Origin of the sequence: Streptomyces pratensis (genome assembly GCF_037137275.1) — a bacterium.
Taxonomy (GTDB): Bacteria; Actinomycetota; Actinomycetes; order Streptomycetales; family Streptomycetaceae; genus Streptomyces; species Streptomyces pratensis_B.
In genome coordinates, this window is the sequence record NZ_JBBBEN010000052.1 from 81,048 (window position 1) to 98,640 (window position 17,593).

13 protein-coding genes are annotated in these 17,593 nt (G+C 70.9%); 6 read left to right on the forward strand and 7 right to left on the reverse strand.

Features of this window, described 5'->3' with window-relative positions; translation table 11 throughout:
- Window positions 1-44 precede the first annotated feature (44 nt).
- A complete protein-coding gene (ileS, locus tag V9U70_RS02670; RefSeq protein WP_336672786.1) occupies window positions 45-3,194 on the reverse strand; it encodes an isoleucine--tRNA ligase in 3,150 nt (1,049 codons plus the stop codon).
- A gap of 564 nt (window positions 3,195-3,758) precedes the next feature.
- Between ileS and V9U70_RS02675 the strand changes: the two genes are divergently transcribed.
- The 4 genes from V9U70_RS02675 to V9U70_RS02690 are packed head-to-tail and all read left to right on the forward strand — an operon-like array spanning window position 3,759 to window position 6,688.
- Window positions 3,759-4,595: a TraR/DksA family transcriptional regulator gene (locus V9U70_RS02675; RefSeq protein ID WP_336672787.1), complete on the forward strand. Its 837-nt coding sequence runs from the start codon at window positions 3,759-3,761 to the stop codon at window positions 4,593-4,595.
- Between the two features lie 58 nt (window positions 4,596-4,653).
- Complete coding sequence (gene lspA / locus V9U70_RS02680; protein WP_336672788.1) at window positions 4,654-5,241, forward strand: signal peptidase II; 588 nt, start codon at window positions 4,654-4,656, stop codon at window positions 5,239-5,241.
- 23 nt (window positions 5,242-5,264) lie between these two features.
- Window positions 5,265-6,206 carry an RluA family pseudouridine synthase gene (locus tag V9U70_RS02685; RefSeq protein ID WP_336672789.1) on the forward strand — a complete coding sequence of 314 codons (942 nt, stop codon included), beginning with the start codon at window positions 5,265-5,267 and terminating at the stop codon, window positions 6,204-6,206.
- Window positions 6,203-6,688: a GNAT family N-acetyltransferase gene (locus V9U70_RS02690; RefSeq protein WP_336672790.1), complete on the forward strand. Its 486-nt coding sequence runs from the start codon at window positions 6,203-6,205 to the stop codon at window positions 6,686-6,688. Before V9U70_RS02685 ends, V9U70_RS02690 begins: the two co-directional genes overlap by 4 nt.
- 179 nt (window positions 6,689-6,867) lie before the next feature.
- On the opposite strand, the gene V9U70_RS02695 is transcribed toward V9U70_RS02690, so the two are convergent.
- Window positions 6,868-8,019: a mechanosensitive ion channel family protein gene (locus V9U70_RS02695; RefSeq protein WP_336672902.1), complete on the reverse strand. Its 1,152-nt coding sequence runs from the start codon at window positions 8,017-8,019 to the stop codon at window positions 6,868-6,870.
- A 38-nt stretch (window positions 8,020-8,057) separates the two neighbouring features.
- Between V9U70_RS02695 and V9U70_RS02700 the strand changes: the two genes are divergently transcribed.
- The gene (locus tag V9U70_RS02700) at window positions 8,058-8,636 is read left to right on the forward strand and encodes a dienelactone hydrolase family protein (protein ID WP_336672791.1); all 579 of its coding nucleotides are present in this window, start codon (window positions 8,058-8,060) and stop codon (window positions 8,634-8,636) included.
- A gap of 27 nt (window positions 8,637-8,663) precedes the next feature.
- Here the strand turns inward: V9U70_RS02700 and V9U70_RS02705 are convergent, their stop codons facing one another.
- The 4 genes from V9U70_RS02705 to V9U70_RS02720 form a co-directional block, all read right to left on the reverse strand.
- On the reverse strand, window positions 8,664-10,334 hold the full coding sequence (locus V9U70_RS02705) for an alkaline phosphatase D family protein (RefSeq protein WP_336672792.1): 1,671 nt from the start codon (window positions 10,332-10,334) through the stop codon (window positions 8,664-8,666).
- A 225-nt stretch (window positions 10,335-10,559) separates the two neighbouring features.
- A complete protein-coding gene (locus V9U70_RS02710; protein ID WP_336672793.1) occupies window positions 10,560-11,375 on the reverse strand; it encodes a DsbA family protein in 816 nt (271 codons plus the stop codon).
- Window positions 11,376-11,439: 64 nt separating this feature from the next.
- The gene (locus V9U70_RS02715) at window positions 11,440-12,168 is read right to left on the reverse strand and encodes a hypothetical protein (RefSeq protein WP_336672903.1); all 729 of its coding nucleotides are present in this window, start codon (window positions 12,166-12,168) and stop codon (window positions 11,440-11,442) included.
- 78 nt (window positions 12,169-12,246) lie between these two features.
- Window positions 12,247-13,572: a DUF2252 domain-containing protein gene (locus tag V9U70_RS02720; protein WP_336672794.1), complete on the reverse strand. Its 1,326-nt coding sequence runs from the start codon at window positions 13,570-13,572 to the stop codon at window positions 12,247-12,249.
- Between the two features lie 191 nt (window positions 13,573-13,763).
- Here V9U70_RS02720 and dnaE point away from each other — a divergent pair, with 191 nt between their 5' ends.
- Entirely contained in the window at window positions 13,764-17,303 is a 3,540-nt protein-coding gene (dnaE, locus tag V9U70_RS02725) for a DNA polymerase III subunit alpha (RefSeq protein WP_336672795.1), read from the forward strand.
- A 94-nt stretch (window positions 17,304-17,397) separates the two neighbouring features.
- On the opposite strand, the gene V9U70_RS02730 is transcribed toward dnaE, so the two are convergent.
- Complete coding sequence (locus tag V9U70_RS02730) at window positions 17,398-17,577, reverse strand: hypothetical protein (RefSeq protein ID WP_336672904.1); 180 nt, start codon at window positions 17,575-17,577, stop codon at window positions 17,398-17,400.
- Window positions 17,578-17,593 lie beyond the last annotated feature (16 nt).

Here is a 17,593-nt window from a genome sequence, read left to right on the forward strand (position 1 = left end):
CCCGGCCGGAGCTTCTCCGGCCGGGCCCTTCGAGGTGGTGCGGGTCAGTGCTCCGTCTTGCGGAGGCGGAACGTCAGGGCCAGGCCCTCGTCCTCGAACGGCGCGCCGTACGTGTCGTCCGCCTCGCCCTGCGCGTAGTCCGGCGCCAGCACCTCGTCCGCGATCAGAGGCGCGTGCTCGGTGAGGGCCTCCACCGTCGCCGGGGACGTGGAGCTCCAGCGCACGGAGATCCGGTCCGCGACGTCCAGGCCGCTGTTCTTGCGGGCCTCCTGGACCAGGCGGATCGCGTCACGGGCCAGGCCCGCGCGGCGCAGCTCCGGGGTGATCTCCAGATCCAGGGCGACCGTCGCGCCGGAGTCGGAGGCCACCGACCAGCCCTCGCGCGGGGTCTCGGTGATGATGACCTCGTCGGGGGCGAGGGCGACCTGCTCGCCGTCGACCTCGACCGACGCCGTGCCCGCGCGCAGCGCCAGGGAGAGCGCGGCCGCGTCCGCGTCCGCGACCGCCTTGGCCACGGCTTGGACGCCCTTGCCGAAGCGCTTGCCCAGGGCCCGGAAGTTGGCCTTCGCCGTGGTGTCGACCAGCGAGCCGCCGACCTCAAAGAGCGAGGCGAGCGAGGAGACGTTCAGCTCCTCCGTGATCTGCGCGCGCAGTTCGGGGGAGAGCGCCTCGAAGCCGGACGCCGCGACCAGGGCACGGGACAGGGGCTGCCGGGTCTTGACGCCCGACTCGGCGCGGGTGGCCCGGCCCAGCTCCACCAGGCGGCGCACCAGCGCCATGTGGGAGGAGAGATCCGGGTCGATCGCGGTCGGGTCCGCCTGCGGCCACGAGGAGAGGTGGACGGAGGCCGGGGCGTCGGCAGTGACCGGGACGACCAGGTCCTGCCAGACCCGCTCGGTGATGAACGGGGTCAGCGGGGCCATCAGCCGGGTGACCGTCTCGATGACCTCGTGCAGGGTGCGCAGCGCAGCCTTGTCGCCCTGCCAGAACCGGCGGCGCGAGCGGCGGACGTACCAGTTGGAGAGGTCGTCGACGAATGCCGAGAGCAGCTTGCCGGCGCGCTGGGTGTCATAGCCGTCCATCGCCACGGTCATCTGGTCGACGAGCGCGTTCAGCTCGCTGAGCAGCCAGCGGTCCAGGACCGTGCGGTCCGCCGGGGCCGGGTCGGCCTCGGACGGGGCCCAGCCCGACGTACGGGCGTACAGGGCCTGGAAGGCGACCGTGTTCCAGTAGGTTAGGAGCGTCTTGCGGACGACCTCCTGGATCGTGCCGTGGCCCACCCGGCGGGCCGCCCACGGGGAGCCGCCCGCGGCCATGAACCAGCGGACGGCGTCGGCGCCGTGCTGGTCCATCAGCGGGATCGGCTGGAGGATGTTGCCCAGGTGCTTGGACATCTTGCGGCCGTCCTCCGCGAGGATGTGGCCGAGGCAGACGACGTTCTCGTAACTCGACTTGTCGAAGACCAGGGTGCCGACCGCCATCAGCGTGTAGAACCAGCCGCGGGTCTGGTCGATGGCCTCCGAGATGAACTGCGCCGGGTAGCGGCTCTCGAAGATCTCCTTGTTCTTGTACGGGTAGCCCCACTGCGCGAACGGCATCGAACCGGAGTCGTACCAGGCGTCGATGACCTCCGGGACGCGGTACGCCTCCAGCTGGCAGTTCTCGTGCGAGCAGGTGAAGGTGATCGCGTCGATGAACGGGCGGTGGGGGTCGAGCGAGGACTGGTCGGTACCCGTGAGGTCCGTCAGTTCGGCGCGCGAGCCCACGCAGGTGAGGTGGTTGTCCTCACAGCGCCAGATCGGCAGCGGCGTGCCCCAGTAGCGGTTGCGGGAGAGCGCCCAGTCGACGTTGTTGTTCAGCCAGTCGCCGAAGCGGCCGGTCTTGACCGAGTCGGGGAACCAGTTGGTCTTCTCGTTCTCCTCAAGGAGCCGGTCCTTGATCGCCGTCGTGCGGATGTACCAGGAGGGCTGCGCGTAGTAGAGCAGCGCGGTGTGGCAGCGCCAGCAGTGCGGGTAGCTGTGCTCGTAGGGGACGTGGCGGAAGAGCTTGCCGCGCGCGTCCAGATCGGCGGTGAGCGCTTCGTCGGCCTTCTTGAAGAAGACGCCCCCCACCAGCGGCAGCTCTTCCTCGAAGGTGCCGTCGGGGCGGACCGGGTTCACCACGGGCAGGCCGTAGGAGCGGCAGACCACGAGGTCGTCGGCGCCGAACGCGGGGGACTGGTGGACCAGGCCCGTACCGTCCTCGGTCGTGACGTACTCGGCGTTGACGACGTAGTGGGCCTCGGCCGGGAACTCCACGAGGGCGAACGGGCGCTCGTAGGTCCAGCGCTCCATCTCGGCGCCGGTGAACGACTGGCCGGTGGCCTCCCAGCCCTCGCCGAGGGCCTTCTCCAGGAGGGGCTCGGCGACGACGAGCTTCTCCTCGCCGTCGGTCGCGACGACGTAGCGCACCTCGGGGTGCGCGGCGACGGCCGTGTTGGAGACGAGCGTCCAGGGGGTGGTCGTCCAGACCAGGAGGGCCGCCTCGCCGGCCAGCGGGCCGGAGGTGAGCGGGAAGCGGACGAAGACCGAGGGGTCGACCACGGTCTCGTAGCCCTGGGCCAGCTCGTGGTCGGACAGGCCGGTCCCGCAGCGCGGGCACCACGGGGCGACCCGGTGGTCCTGGACCAGCAGGTCCTTGTCGAAGATCTCCTTGAGCGACCACCACACGGAGTCCACGTACTCCGGGTCCATCGTGCGGTACGCGTCGTCCAGGTCGACCCAGTACCCCATGCGGGTCGTCAGCTCGGCGAACGCGTCGGTGTGCCGGGTCACCGACTCACGGCACTTGGCGTTGAACTCGGCGATGCCGAACGCCTCGATGTCCTTCTTGCCGTTGAAGCCCAGCTCCTTCTCGACCGCCAGCTCGACCGGCAGGCCGTGGCAGTCCCAGCCGGCCTTGCGGCCGACGTGGTAGCCCTGCATCGTGCGGAAGCGGGGGAAGACGTCCTTGAAGACGCGGGCCTCGATGTGGTGGGCGCCCGGCATGCCGTTGGCGGTGGGAGGGCCCTCGTAGAAGACCCACTCGGGGCGGCCCTCGGACTGTTCGAGGCTCTGGGCGAAGATCTTGCTCTCGCGCCAGAAGTCGAGCACGGCGTGCTCCAGCGCGGGCAGGTCGACCTGGGCGGGTACCTGGTGGTACTGCGGCGATGTCATGTGCGGGCTTCCTCCGGCGGATGTCTTCCACTTCCGTCGGAGGGACGAGAGCCGGTGCGCTCCCGCGGTACCACCCTCCTTGGCTCCGGGCGTGCGCCCGCGGCCCCCTCATTGGGTTCGCGATGCCGGGTCTACTGGCCTCGTGCCTGCGGGCAAGGCCCACGGGCAGAGGCGTTCTTCCGGCGGCTCCGGGGTGATCTTCACGACGCGCTCACCCCCGGGCTCCCACCGTCCCCGGGTCGCTGCTGGCTGCGTACGACGCTACTCGTCCCATCCACGCCTCTCGCTGGGCCCAGTGTACGGGCCCGGACGGGCGACGGCCGACCGGTTTTCCGGCAGGACGCGCTCCACCCGAATGGGCAGACGGAGCGCGTGGACTTCCCGGCGGGCCCAGCGGGCCGGATTACCCGGCGGGGAGCTGGGAACAACGGATGCAGACGAGCCACGAGCGGACATGGGGGAGGGGCGGAACGGCGGCGTGCCCCGTTGCCGCGGGGCTGGGGTCGATTTATCGTCCCAGCACGATTCGCGAGCAAGATCACCCTATGTGGAGGGGTCGCGGCCATGGTGGCGAGGAAGACGGCGGAAGAGGCCGCGGCCGAGCAGGACGGCGTCCAGGAGCCACGGCCGGGTCCGGCCGCCGGGCCCGGGAAGAGAACGGCCAAGAAGGCGGCGGCTGAGAAAGCTGCGGCGAAGAAGACGGTGGCGAAAAAGACCGCGGCCAAGAAGACCGCGGCCAAAAAGGCGGTGGCCAAGAAGGCGGTGGCCAAGAAGAGGGCTGCCGGGAGGACGGAGGCGGGGAGGACGCCCGCCGACGAGCAGGGCGCCGCGCACCCGAGCGCGGCGGAGAAGGCTTCGAGAACGGCCGTCGCGACGGCCACGGAGGCGGCACTGGCCGCCGAGCAGACGGGAGACCACACGGTGGTAGCCAAGAAGAGTGCGAGTCGTCCCGCAGCAGACGCGCGGACGGCGGCCCCGGTGCCGCCGGCCCGCGCCGCCGCCCCCGACGAACTGGCGGTACGGCCCGGAGAGGACCCCTGGACGTCGGAGGAGGTCACAGAGGCGCGGACCCTCCTGACGAGCGAGACGCTGCGGCTGCGCAGAGAGCTGGAGGCCTCGGGGGCGGCGCTCGCCGGACTGATGCGGGACTCCGGCGACGGCGCGGGCGACGACGAGGCCGACACCGGGACCAAGAACATCACCCGCGAGCACGAGCTGTCGCTGGCCGCCCACGCCCAGGAGACGCTGGAGCAGACCGAACGGGCGCTCGCCCGGCTGGAGGCGGGGACGTACGGGCTCTGCGAGGTCTGCGGCAAACCGATCGGCAAGGCGCGGATGCAGGCGTTCCCCCGGGCGACCCTGTGCGTCGAGGACAAGCAGAAGCAGGAGCGGCGCGGCTGATCCGCCCGGGGGTGTCGTACCCTCGTCCTCAGTCAGGCACCTAGGTTGAGGGACTCACGTGGCAGAGGCGGAGCGCATCATCGGTACGCCGGATAATCCCGAGGCCGAGGGCACGGGGGAGGAGGGCGCGAGCGCCGAGGCGGCCGTGGGCGCCGGCCGGGGTGAGCGGAAGATCCTCATGCTCGTCGGGGTGGCCGTCGTGGCCTACCTGCTCGACCTGGTCAGCAAGATGATCGTGGTCGCGAAGCTGGAGCACCAGCCGCCGATCGACGTCATCGGCGACTGGCTCCAGTTCCGCGCCATCCGGAACGCGGGCGCCGCGTTCGGGTTCGGCGAGGCGTTCACCGTGATCTTCACCATCATCGCGGCCGGGGTGATCGTGGTCATCGTCCGTCTCGCCCGCAAGCTCTACAGCCTGCCGTGGGCCGTCGCCCTCGGACTGCTGCTGGGCGGAGCGCTCGGGAACCTCACCGACCGCCTCTTCCGCGCGCCCGGCGTGTTCGAGGGCGCGGTGGTGGACTTCATCGCCCCCAAGCACTTCGCCGTCTTCAATCTCGCCGACTCCGCGATCGTCTGCGGCGGCATCCTCATCGTGATCCTCTCCTTCAAGGGCCTGGACCCCGACGGCACCGTGCACAAGGACTAGTACGCGCAAGGCATACTCGACAGGTGAGTACGCACCCCGAGATCCGCACCCTGCCCGTACCGGACGGCCTGGAAGGCGAGCGTGTCGACGCCGCCATCTCCAGGATGTTCGGTTTCTCCCGCACCAAGGCCGCCGAGCTGGCCGCAGCCGGGAAGGTCCAGGTGGACGGTTCGGTGGCCGGGAAGTCCGAGCGGGTCCACGGAGGCGCCTGGCTGGAGGTGGAGATGCCGCAGGCGGCGGCTCCCGTCCAGATCGTCGCCGAGCCCGTCGAGGGCATGGAGATCGTCCACGACGACGAGGACATCGTCGTCATCATGAAGCCGGTCGGCGTCGCCGCCCACCCCAGCCCCGGCTGGACCGGCACCACCGTCATCGGCGGCCTCGCCGCCGCCGGATACCGGATCTCGACCTCCGGCGCCGCCGAGCGCCAGGGCATCGTGCACCGCCTCGACGTCGGCACCTCCGGCCTGATGGTCGTCGCCAAGTCCGAGCGCGCCTACACCCTGCTCAAGGCCCAGTTCCGCGACCGGGTCGTCGAGAAGAAGTACCACGCCCTCGTCCAGGGCCACCCGGACCCGATGAGCGGCACCATCGACGCCCCCATCGGGCGCCACCCCAACCACGACTACAAGTGGGCGGTCACCGCGGAGGGCAAGCCGTCGGTGACCCACTACGACCTCATCGAGGCCTATCGTGCCGCCAGCCTCCTGGACATCAAGCTGGAGACCGGCCGCACCCACCAGATCCGGGTCCACATGTCCGCCCACCGCCACCCCTGCGTCGGCGACCTGACGTACGGCGCGGACCCGACCCTGGCCAAGCGCCTCGGGCTGACCCGGCAGTGGCTGCACGCCGTGCGGCTGGGCTTCGAGCACCCGGGCGACGGCCGCTGGGTGGAGTTCTCCAGCGACTACCCGGCGGACCTGCACAAGGCGCTGGACACCATCTCCGCGGAGAGCCAGTGAACCCGCGCCCCCTCGCGTACAGCGTCCGCAGGGCCGTGGAGGAGAGCGACCTCCAGGCCTGCTTCCAGATCCGCAAGGACGTCTTCGTCGGTGAGCAGCAGGTGCCCGAGGACATCGAGTACGACGCCCATGACGCGACGGCGGTGCACGTGCTCGCCGTCGCGGCGGACGGTACGGCGCTCGGCACGGGCCGGCTGCTGCACGGGGCGGACGCGGCCGGGAAGACCGGCGGCGATCCGGCCGTCGGCTCGCTCGGCCGGCTCGCGGTGGCCCGGGAGGCCCGCGGCCTGGGGGTCGGCGCCGCCCTGGTGCGGGCCCTGGAGGACGAGGCGCGGACGCTGGGCCTGACCGCCGTCGACCTGCACGCCCAGACGCACGCCCTCGGCTTCTACGAGCGGCTCGGGTACGTCGTGTACGGCCCCGAGTTCCCCGACGCGGGCATCCCGCACCGGGCGATGCGACGGGTCGTCCGCCCGGCCTGACCCGCCCGGGACGGGGAGGACGCCCCGCCCGCCGGGCGGTCCTGTCCGCCCGCGGCGAGGCCGGGCCCGACCCGGAGGCCGGGGCCCGGGCCCTGTGCTCCCTGGACGCCCGCTCGCCGCGCTGAGGACCCGGCGGCGCGGGGCTCGCCCCGCCGGGACCCCGACGCACGGGCACGGTCTCAGGCGCGCTCGGCCCCGGGGCCCCCGGGAGCGCTCCGGCCGGCGGGGAAGACCTTCTTGTCCAGGCCGAGGCCGTTCGGCGCGCCGGTCAGCTCCGCCCACTGCTCGCCGGGTGGCAGCGTGGCGGGCGCGGTGGTCACCCGCGGCAGCGCGTACGGGTGGTTGTCGCGCAGCCAGCCGATCAACTGCTCGCGCACCGCGCACCGCAGCGTCCAGATGTCGTCGGCGTCCTTCGCGGTGACCACGGCCCGCACCTCGATCGTGGTGGGCGTCGTGTCGGTGACGGTCAGCGACCAGCTCCGGCCGTCCCAGGTGGCGATGTCGCCCAGGAGGTCCCGCAGCTTCTCCCGCATCGCGGCCACCGGCGTGGAGTGGTCCAGGTGGAAGAAGACCGTGCCGGTCATCTGGGCGCCGCCGCGCGACCAGTTCTCGAACGGCTTGGCGGTGAAGTACGACACCGGCATGGTGATCCGCCGCTCGTCCCAGGTCCGTACGGTCAGGAACGTCAGGGTGATCTCCTCGACGGCGCCCCACTCGCCTTCCACCACCACGGTGTCGCCGATCCGGACCATGTCGCCGAAGGCGATCTGCAACCCGGCGAAGAGGTTGCCCAGGGTCGACTGGGCGGCGACGCCGGCGACGATGCCGAGCACACCGGCCGAGGCCAGCATCGAGGTGCCGACCGCTCGCATCGCGGGGAACGTGAGCAGCATCGCCGCGATGGCCACGACCGTCACGACGGCTATGACCACCCGCTGGATCAGCGTCACCTGCGTCCGGACCCGGCGCACCCGCGCGGGATCGCGGGTCGTCGTGGCGTACCGGGCGTAACTGGCCTCCACGACCGTCGCCGCGATCCGCACCACCAGCCACGCGGAGGCCCCGATCAGCACCAGGCTGAGCACCTGGCCGATCTCCGTCCGGTGCGCGGTGACCAGTTCGATCCGGGTCTGGCGATAGGTGCCCCGCAGCAGCGCTGTGATGAGCACCACCTGCAACGGAGGACGGCACCGCCGCAGCAGGCCCCACAGAGGCGTCTCGTGGTGACGGCTGTCCGCCCTCCGCAGCAGCAGGTCGACCAACCAGCCGACCAGCAGGGTGATCACTACGGAACCGCCGACGACGATCAGCGGGCGCAGCACGTTCTCCATTGCCTCGTCCTCCAAGCTGTTAGGGCACAAATGGCACCATGGGCCTCATGAACATCATGCTTTTCCACTCGACCTACGGGCTTCGGCCCGCCGTGCACGCGGCGGCAGCCCGCCTCAGGGACGCCGGCCACGAGGTGCGCGTGCCCGATCTGTTCGAAGGGCACACCTTCGACACCGTGGAAGAGGGCATGGCTCACAAGGAGGAGGTCGGTAAGGGAGAGCTGCTCCGGCGTGCCGTGCTGGCCGCCGCGCCCTACTCCGACCAGGGCCTCGTCTACGCCGGCTTCTCCTTCGGAGCGGCGACCGCGCAGACCCTCGCTCTCGGCGACGAGAAGGCGCGAGGGCTGCTGCTGTTCCACGGCACCTCGGACATCGCTGAGAACGCCGTGGTGGACGAGCTCCCCGTCCAGCTGCATGTCGCGGACCCCGATCCTTTCGAGTCGCACGACTGGCTGAACAGCTGGTACCTCCAGATGCAGCGTACCGGTGCGGACGTGGAGGTCTACCGCTACCCCGGGGCCGGGCACCTGTTCACCGACCCCGACCTGCACGACTTCGACCAGGCGGCCGCCGAGCAGACCTGGAAGGTGGCGCTCGGCTTCCTGGCGACCCTCTAGGAGCCGCCCGGCGGCCGCGCGCCGGGCTCAGCGCACCGGACGGTCGGCCCGCTCGACGCGCTGGGTGCCTCTGCGGGTGCGGTAGGAGCGGGTCCAGGCGGAGGTGGCGTCGTGCCGCGTCCGGTCGGAGATCACGTAGTAGTCCATCTGCGCCCGCTCGGCGGTGACGTCGAGCACTCCGTAGCCGTGGGAGTCCATGTCGATCCACTTCACATGGCGGTTGGCCGCCCGCACGGCCGCCGTCGCGACCAGCGACGCGGTCTGCGGGGCGACCCGCAGGATGTCGTCGAGGTTGTCCGAGGTCACGGAGGTGACCACGAACTCCGTCGCGGCCGAAGCCGACAGCGGGTACGTGGCCGCCCGCACCGGCACGTCGTTGGCCCAGGCCATGTGGATGTCGCCGGTCAGGAACACCGTGTCGGTGATCCCCCGTGTCCGCAGATGCCCGATCAGCTCCTTGCGGTCGTCTGTGTAGCCGTCCCACTGGTCGACGCTGACGGCGAGCCCCTCCTTCGGGAGACCCAGCAGTCCGGCCAGCGGCTCCAGCAGATGGGCGGGGAGCGCGCCGAAGGCGACCGGGGAGATCATCACCGAGGTGCCGACCAGCTTCCAGGCCGCGTCCGACCCGGCCAGTCCCGCCTTCAGCCAGTCCAGCTGCGCCCGGCCGGTGATCGTGCGCTCCGGGTCGTCCACGCTCCCGCTGCCGACAAACGCCTGCCGGGAGCGGAAGCTGCGCAGGTCGAGCAGGTGGAGGTCGGCGAGCTTGCCGAAGCGCAGCCGCCGGTGGACGGTGCCCTCGGTGGAGGCGCGGACGGGCATCCACTCGAAGTACGCCTGCTTCGCCGCCGCCACCCGCTGCTGCCAGGCCCCCTCCGCGCCCGGCGTGTGGTTCTCCGCGCCGCCCGACCACGCGTCGTTGGCGAACTCGTGGTCGTCCCAGATGGCGATCACCGCGTGGGCGGCGTGCAGGGCCTGGAGGTCCGGGTCGGTCTTGTAGTTCCCGTGCCGGACGCGGTAGTCGGCCCGCGTCAGGATCTCGTGCGCCGGCCGGTGCCCGCGCAGGGGCGCGTCGGCCGCCGGGTACTGGCCGGCGCCGTACTCGTAGAGGTAGTCGCCCAGGTGCAGGACCGCGTCCAGGTCGGGCCTGGCGGCGAGATGGCGGTAGGCGGAGAACCAGCCCGCCTCCCAGTTGGCGCAGGAGACCACGCCGAAGCGGAGCCGGTCCATGGCGGCGTCGGTCGCGGGCGCGGTGCGGGTGCGGCCCACGGGGGAGACCACGCTCCCCGCTGTGCCCCCGCCCGCCGTGAAACGGTAGAAGTACGCGGTGGCCGGCCGCAGCCCGCGGACGTCGGCCTTCACGGTGTGGTCGGACACGGCCGACGCCACGACGGCGCCGCTCGCGGCTATCCGCTCGAACGCGCGGTCCTCCGCGATCTCCCAGCGGACGGGGGTCTCCTGCCCCAGACCCGAACCGGGCGTCGCGCCGGGCTCCGGGGTGACGCGCGTCCACAACAGGACGCCGTCGGGCAGCGGGTCGCCAGAGGCGACCCCGTGCGCGAAGGAAGGGGTCGCCGCCGTGCGGGCGGGCGCGGCGGAAGTGGCGGAGGCGGTGGCGAGGACGGGGACTGCGGCGGCGCTCGCGGCGGCGGCCCGGACGACCGTGCGGCGGCTCGGCGAGGGAAGGTGTCGACTGGTCACGGCCGATCACCCTACGGCCGCGTAGGGCGAACAGGCGGGCGAACAGGGAAAGTTCGCCCGCCTGTCGGAAAACGGTCGCCGGTCGGTGGCCCGCCGGTCGGCCGAGCGGCCGGCGGGCCTTCCCGTGCGGCCGAAGGGCCGTCGGCGCCCGGCGGCCCGGGAGGAGTCCGCCACGACGCGCGGGCGGCCCCGAGCGGTGCGCGCGGGCCGGGGCCTGGCGGGCCCTCAGCCCTTCAGCGCCTTGTCGACGGCCGCCGTGAACTCGGCCGGCGTCATCGGGGCGTTGTCGCTGCCCTCGCTCGTGACCTTCTCGCCGTCCATCTTCAGCGTCGGAGTGCCCTGGACCCCGCTCTTGTCGAACTTCTCGGACATCTTCATCGCCCAGGCGTCGTAGGTGCCGTCCTCGACGTCCTTCTGGAAGGCCTTGTTGTTCTTCAGGGCGTCGACCGAGTCGGCGACCTCGATGAGGTAGCTGTCCTCTGCGAACTTGTCTTCGCTCTCCGCCGGGTGGAACTCCGCGGAGTACAGCGCGGCCTTGTACTCCATGAACGCCTCGGGGCTCACGTCCAGCGCCGCACCGAGCGCGCTCAGGGCGTTCTTGGAGCCCGAGCCGTTGTCGACGTTGTCGATGAAGGTCGCGCCGACGTACTCGATCTTGTACTTACCGGCCTCGACGTCCTTCGCGATGGTCTCGCCCACGCCCTGCTCGAACGTGGCGCAGACCGGGCAGCGGGAGTCCTCGTACAGCTCCAGGGTCTTCTTGGCGCCCGGCTCGCCGATCACGACGGTGGTGCCCTCGTCGCCCGAGGTGTTCTTCGGCGCGGTGACGTTCTTCGCGTCGGCGGCCGCCTCCCAGGCGTCCGGCTTGTTCAGCTGCGTCACGCCGTAGCTGATGCCGCCGACCACGGCCAGGGCGGCGACGACCGAGACCGCGACGACGAGCTGCTTGCGGGTCCGGTCCTTCTTCGCCTGGCGCTCGCGCTCGGCGCGCAGCCGCTCGCGGGCGGCCGCCTTGTTGGCCTGGCTGTTGCGGTTGCTCATGATCGTTCTCCGTGAAGGTGTGTGGGGAGTGGGCGGTGCGCTGCTCCGTTGCGTCGCCGTGCCCTCAGGCAGCGGCGTACGTCGCGAGCGGCGGGCCCCTGCGCCCCACGCAGTGCACGAGGAAACGGGCGCTCGCGAGCGGGCGCGGGCGGGTGGCGGGGCGGGGGCGGAGAGCCGTGGGGCCGGGGCCCGCTCCCGCCACGGCCACCGCGACCAGCAACGGCCGGAACGCCGTCAGGGCCGCCGCGCCCAACAGCCGGCCCAGAGCCGCCTCGCCGCGCCGCAGCCAGAGGGCTGCCAGCAGCCCGACGGCCAGGTGGGCGGCGAGGAGCAGCCACGGCACGGCCGGTCCGGGCTGGGCCAGCAGGGCCGCCGCGCGGTCGCCCGCACCGGCCACCCCGGCGAGCGGGACGCCCATCGCGCCGACGCCCGCGATCCGGGCCCCGCCCGCACCGACCTCGCCGCCGCCGCACAGGACGTCGAACCCCACCGCGCGCAGCGGACCCGTGACCGGGCCGCCGGCCGCCCCGTAACAGAGGTGCTGGCCGGTGGTGAGGAACGTGTCGGCGGCCAGCTCCAGCGGCACCAGCAGACCCGCGATCGCCCCGAAGCCGCGCTCCCGGCCGGCCAGGGCGTACGCCACGGCGAAGACCGCGGCGGCCAGCAGCGCGACCGCGCTCAGCGGCAGCGGGACCCGGGAGAGCAGTACGTGCGAGGCGATGGACAGGGTGACGACGAGCGCGGTGAAGAGTGCCGCGCGCGCCGCCCTGAGCTGCGTCCCCGAGATGTCCATCACGAGAAAGTGTGTCATGCGCCGAGGTAGGAGGACCTTAAGGAGGCTGGGAGCCCCGGCCGCGGCGGAGGGAGGCGCCTACAGGCCGGGGATGCGGCCGTTGCGGAAGAGGTCCACGAAGATCTGGTGGTCCGCGCGGGCCCTGGCGCCGTAGCTGTGGGCGAAATCGACCAGGAGCGGCGCGAAACCCTCCTCGTCGGCCGCGATGGCCGCGTCGATCGCGCGTTCCGTGGAGAAGGGCACCAGCGAGTGACCGCTCTCGTCGTCGGCCGCCGAGTGCATCGTGGCGGTCGCCCGGCCCAGGTCGGCGACGACCGCCGCGATCTCGTCCATCTCGTCGATGTCGGACCAGTCCAGGTCCACCGCGTACGGCGAGACCTCGGCGACCAGCTGCCCGGAGCCGTCCAGCTCGGTCCAGCCCAGCCACGGGTCCGCGTGCGCCTGGAGGGCGCGCTGCGAGATCACGGTGCGGTGCCCCTCGTGCTGGAAGTACTCCCGCACGGCGGCGTCCGGGAGGTGCCGGGAGACCGCCGGGGTCTGCGCCTGCTTGAGGTAGATCACCACGTCGTTCTCCAGGGCGTCGCTGTTGCCCTCCAGCAGGATGTTGTACGAGGGGAGCCCGGCGGAGCCGATGCCGATGCCCCGGCGGCCCACCACGTCCTTCACCCGGTAGGAGTCGGGCCGGGCCAGGCTCGACTCGGGCAGCGTCTCCAGATAGCCGTCGAACGCCGCCAGCACCTTGTAGCGGGTCGCCGCGTCCAGGTCGATCGCCCCGCCGGCGTCGGCGAACCGGCGCTCGAACTCGCGGATCTGGGTCATCGAGTCCAGCAGCTCGAAACGGGTGCGCGAGCGGGCGGCGCGCAGCGCGCCCAGCAGCGGCCCGTCCGCCGTGTCCAGGGTGAAGGGCGGCACCTCGTCGTTCTTCGCGCCCGTGGCCAGCGCGTGAATCCGCTGCCGGTAGGCCTCGGCGAAGATCTTGACCAGCTCGGTGATCTGCTCGTCGGACAGCGCCTTCGCGTAACCGATCAGCGCCACGGAGGCGGCGAAGCGCTTCAGGTCCCAGGTGAAGGGGCCGACGTACGCCTCGTCGAAGTCGTTGACGTTGAAGACGAGGCGGCCGTTGGCGTCCATGTAGGTGCCGAAGTTCTCCGCGTGCAGGTCGCCATGAATCCACACCCGGCCGGTGCGCTCGTCCAGGAACGGGCCGCCGTGCCGCTCCCGCTCCAGGTCGCCGTAGAACAGGCAGGCCGTGCCCCGGTAGAAGGCGAAGGCCGAGCCCGCCATCTTGCGGAACTTGACCCGGAAGGCCGCCGGATCGGCGGCCAGCAGCTCCCCGAAGGCGGTGTCGAAGACAGCGAGAATCTGCTCCCCGCGCCGCGCTGCGCCGGTCTGCGTTTCCGACATGTCGTGCTGCCTCCTGGTACCTGGCGTATGGAAGGGGTGCGTGACCGAGTGCATGACAAAACGGACGCCTGTCCCGCCCTGTCCAACGCTCGGCGGAGGCGGGTAGTGCCCGTCGGCCGGGTCGCTCACGCCGTAGACTTCCCCGCACTCCCCCCGTCCGTCATCGCCCGACTTCCCGGAGGCCCGACGCCGTGACCAAGCCGCCCTTCACGCACCTGCACGTGCACACCCAGTACTCGCTGCTGGACGGTGCGGCGCGGCTCAAGGACATGTTCGAAGCGGCCAACGAGATGGGCATGTCGCACATCGCGATGACCGACCACGGCAACCTCCACGGGGCCTACGACTTCTTCCACTCCGCGCAGAAGGCGGGCGTCACGCCGATCATCGGCATCGAGGCGTACGTCGCTCCGGAGTCGCGCAAGCACAAGCGCAAGGTGCAGTGGGGACAGCCGCACCAGAAGCGCGACGACGTGTCCGGCTCCGGCGGTTACACCCACAAGACGATCTGGGCGGCCGACAAGACGGGGCTGCACAACCTCTTCCGGCTCTCCTCCGACGCGTACGCCGAGGGCTGGCTCCAGAAGTGGCCGCGGATGGACAAGGAGACCATCTCCCAGTGGTCCGAGGGCCTGATCGCGTCCACCGGCTGCCCCTCGGGCGAGGTGCAGACCCGGCTGCGGCTCGGCCAGTTCGACGAGGCGGTCCAGGCGGCCTCCGACTACAAGGACATCTTCGGCGCGGACAGGTACTTCCTGGAGCTGATGGACCACGGCATCGAGATCGAGCGCCGGGTCCGTGACGGGCTGCTCGAAATCGGCAGGAAGCTGGACATCCCGCCGCTGGTGACGAACGACTCCCACTACACGTACGCCCACGAGGCCACCGCCCACGACGCCCTGCTCTGCATCCAGACCGGCAAGAACCTCTCCGACCCGGACCGCTTCCGCTTCGACGGCACCGGCTACTACCTCAAGACGACGGACGAGATGTACGCCATCGACTCCTCCGACGCCTGGCAGCAGGGATGCGCCAACACCCTCCTGGTCGCCCAGCAGATCGACACCGCCGGCATGTTCGAGGCCAAGAACCTCATGCCGAAGTTCGAGATCCCCGAGGGCTTCACGGAGATCACCTGGTTCCAGGAGGAAGTCCGGGCCGGCATGCAGCGCCGCTTCCCGAACGGCGTGCCCGACGACCGGCAGAAGCAGGTCGAGTACGAGATGGACATCATCATCCAGATGGGGTTCCCCGGGTACTTCCTGGTCGTCGCCGACTTCATCATGTGGGCCAAGAACAACGGCATCGCGGTGGGCCCCGGGCGTGGCTCCGCCGCCGGTTCGATCGTGGCGTACGCCATGGGCATCACCGACCTCGACCCGATCGAGCACGGGCTGATCTTCGAGCGGTTCCTCAACCCCGAGCGCGTCTCCATGCCCGACGTCGACATCGACTTCGACGAGCGCCGGCGCGTCGAGGTGATCCGGTACGTGACCGAGAAGTACGGCGCCGACAAGGTCGCCATGATCGGCACCTACGGCAAGATCAAGGCCAAGAACGCGATCAAGGACTCCGCCCGCGTGCTGGGCTACCCGTACGCGATGGGCGACCGGCTCACCAAGGCCATGCCCGCCGACGTCCTCGGCAAGGGCATCGACCTCAACGGCATCACCGACCCCAAGCACCCGCGCTACAGCGAGGCGGGCGAGATCCGGGGCATGTACGAGAGCGAGCCGGACGTCAAGAAGGTCATCGACACCGCCAAGGGCGTCGAGGGCCTGGTGCGGCAGATGGGCGTGCACGCCGCCGGCGTCATCATGTCCAGCGAGCCGATCGTCGACCACGCGCCGCTCTGGACGCGGCACACCGACGGCGTCACCATCACGCAGTGGGACTACCCGCAGTGCGAGTCGCTCGGCCTGCTCAAGATGGACTTCCTCGGCCTGCGCAACCTGACGATCATGGACGACGCCATCAAGATGGTGAAGTCCAACAAGGGCATCGACCTGGAGATGCTCTCCCTGCCGCTGGACGACCCCAAGACCTACGAGCTCCTCTGCCGCGGCGACACGCTCGGCGTCTTCCAGTTCGACGGCGGGCCGATGCGCTCCCTGCTGCGCCAGATGCAGCCCGACAACTTCGAGGACATCTCCGCCGTCTCGGCCCTCTACCGGCCGGGCCCGATGGGCATGAACTCGCACACGAACTACGCGGAGCGCAAGAACGGCCGCCAGGAGATCACTCCGATCCACCCGGAGCTGGAGGAGCCCCTCAAGGAGGTCCTCGGCCTCACCTACGGCCTGATCGTCTACCAGGAGCAGGTCCAGAAGGCCGCCCAGATCGTCGCCGGCTACTCGCTCGGCGAGGCCGACATCCTGCGCCGTGTGATGGGCAAGAAGAAGCCCGAGGAGCTGGCGAAGAACTTCGTCCTCTTCGAGAAGGGCGCCAAGGAGAAGGGCTTCTCCGACGCGGCGATCAAGGCGCTGTGGGACGTCCTCGTGCCGTTCGCCGGCTACGCCTTCAACAAGGCGCACTCCTCTGCGTACGGGCTGGTCACCTACTGGACGGCGTACCTCAAGGCGAACTACCCCGCCGAGTACATGGCCGCCCTGCTGACCTCGGTCAAGGACGACAAGGACAAGTCCGCGGTCTACCTCAACGAGTGCCGCCGCATGGGCATCAAGGTGCTGCCGCCCAACGTCAACGAGTCGCTGTCCAACTTCGCCGCCCAGGGCGACGACGTGATCCTCTTCGGCCTGACCGCCGTCCGCAACGTCGGGCAGAACGTCGTCGACTCGATCATCCGGTCCCGGAAGGCGAAGGGGAAGTTCAGCAGCTTCCCCGACTTCCTGGACAAGGTCGAGGCGATCGTCTGCAACAAGCGCACCGTCGAATCGCTCATCAAGGCCGGTGCCTTCGACGAGATGGGGCACACCCGCAAGGGCCTCGTCGCCCACCACGAACCGATGATCGACAACGTGGTGCAGGTCAAGCGGAAGGAGGCCGAGGGGCAGTTCGACCTCTTCGGCGGCATGGGCGAGGAGGAGAGCGACGAGCCGGGCTTCGGGCTCGACGTGGAGTTCTCCGACGTCGAGTGGGAGAAGGCCTACCTGCTCGCCCAGGAGCGGGAGATGCTCGGCCTGTACGTCTCCGACCACCCGCTCTTCGGTCTGGAGCACGTGCTGTCGGACAAGGCCGACGCCTCGATCTCCCAGCTCACCGGCGGGGACTACGCGGACGGCTCCGTCGTCACCGTCGGCGGCATCATCTCCGGCCTCCAGCGCAAGATGACCAAGCAGGGCAACGCCTGGGCCATCGCCACGGTGGAGGACCTGGCGGGCTCCATCGAGTGCATGTTCTTCCCCGCCACCTACCAGCTGGTCTCCACCCAGCTCGTCGAGGACACCGTCGTCTTCGTCAAGGGACGCCTGGACAAGCGCGAGGACGTGCCCCGGCTGGTCGCCATGGAGATGCAGGTCCCCGACATCTCCAACGCCGGGACCAACGCGCCCGTCGTCCTCACCATCCCCACCGTGAAGATCACCCCGCCGATGGTGACCCGGCTCGGCGAGGTGCTCAGCCACCACCGCGGCGACACCGAGGTGCGCATCAGGCTCCAGGGCCCCCGCAAGACCACGGTGCTCCGGCTCGACCGGCACCGCGTCAAGCCCGACCCGGCCCTCTTCGGCGACCTGAAGGTGTTGCTCGGCCCGTCCTGCCTGGCCGGCTGACGGCCGCCGCCACCACGACGCCAGGGGCGTCCCGCACCGGCGGGACGCCCCTGGCAGTTCTCCGGCGCACGTCCTGACGCACGCGGCCGGCGCGTCAGTTGTGGCCGAAGCGCCTCTGATGCTTGCGCGCGACGTCGGCGGGGCTGCCCTGCGCCTGAGCCCGCGGCTGTGCCTGCGTCTCGTACGCCGTCGACTTCGCCTGTTCCGCACCGCGCTCCGCCGCGGACGCGCGGTCGGACCGGCTGCCCTGCTTGCGGTTCTTGTTCTTGGCCATGGTGAACGCCTCCTGT

Coding starts and splice junctions, on each gene's coding strand:
- ileS (WP_336672786.1), bottom strand. CDS start 3,194: ATGACATCGCCGCAGTACCACCAGGTACCCGCCCAGGTCGACCTGCCC.
- V9U70_RS02675 (WP_336672787.1), top strand. CDS start 3,759: ATGGTGGCGAGGAAGACGGCGGAAGAGGCCGCGGCCGAGCAGGACGGC.
- V9U70_RS02695 (WP_336672902.1), bottom strand. CDS start 8,019: ATGGAGAACGTGCTGCGCCCGCTGATCGTCGTCGGCGGTTCCGTAGTG.
- V9U70_RS02700 (WP_336672791.1), top strand. CDS start 8,058: ATGGGCCTCATGAACATCATGCTTTTCCACTCGACCTACGGGCTTCGG.
- V9U70_RS02710 (WP_336672793.1), bottom strand. CDS start 11,375: ATGAGCAACCGCAACAGCCAGGCCAACAAGGCGGCCGCCCGCGAGCGG.
- V9U70_RS02715 (WP_336672903.1), bottom strand. CDS start 12,168: ATGGACATCTCGGGGACGCAGCTCAGGGCGGCGCGCGCGGCACTCTTC.
- V9U70_RS02720 (WP_336672794.1), bottom strand. CDS start 13,572: ATGTCGGAAACGCAGACCGGCGCAGCGCGGCGCGGGGAGCAGATTCTC.
- V9U70_RS02730 (WP_336672904.1), bottom strand. CDS start 17,577: ATGGCCAAGAACAAGAACCGCAAGCAGGGCAGCCGGTCCGACCGCGCG.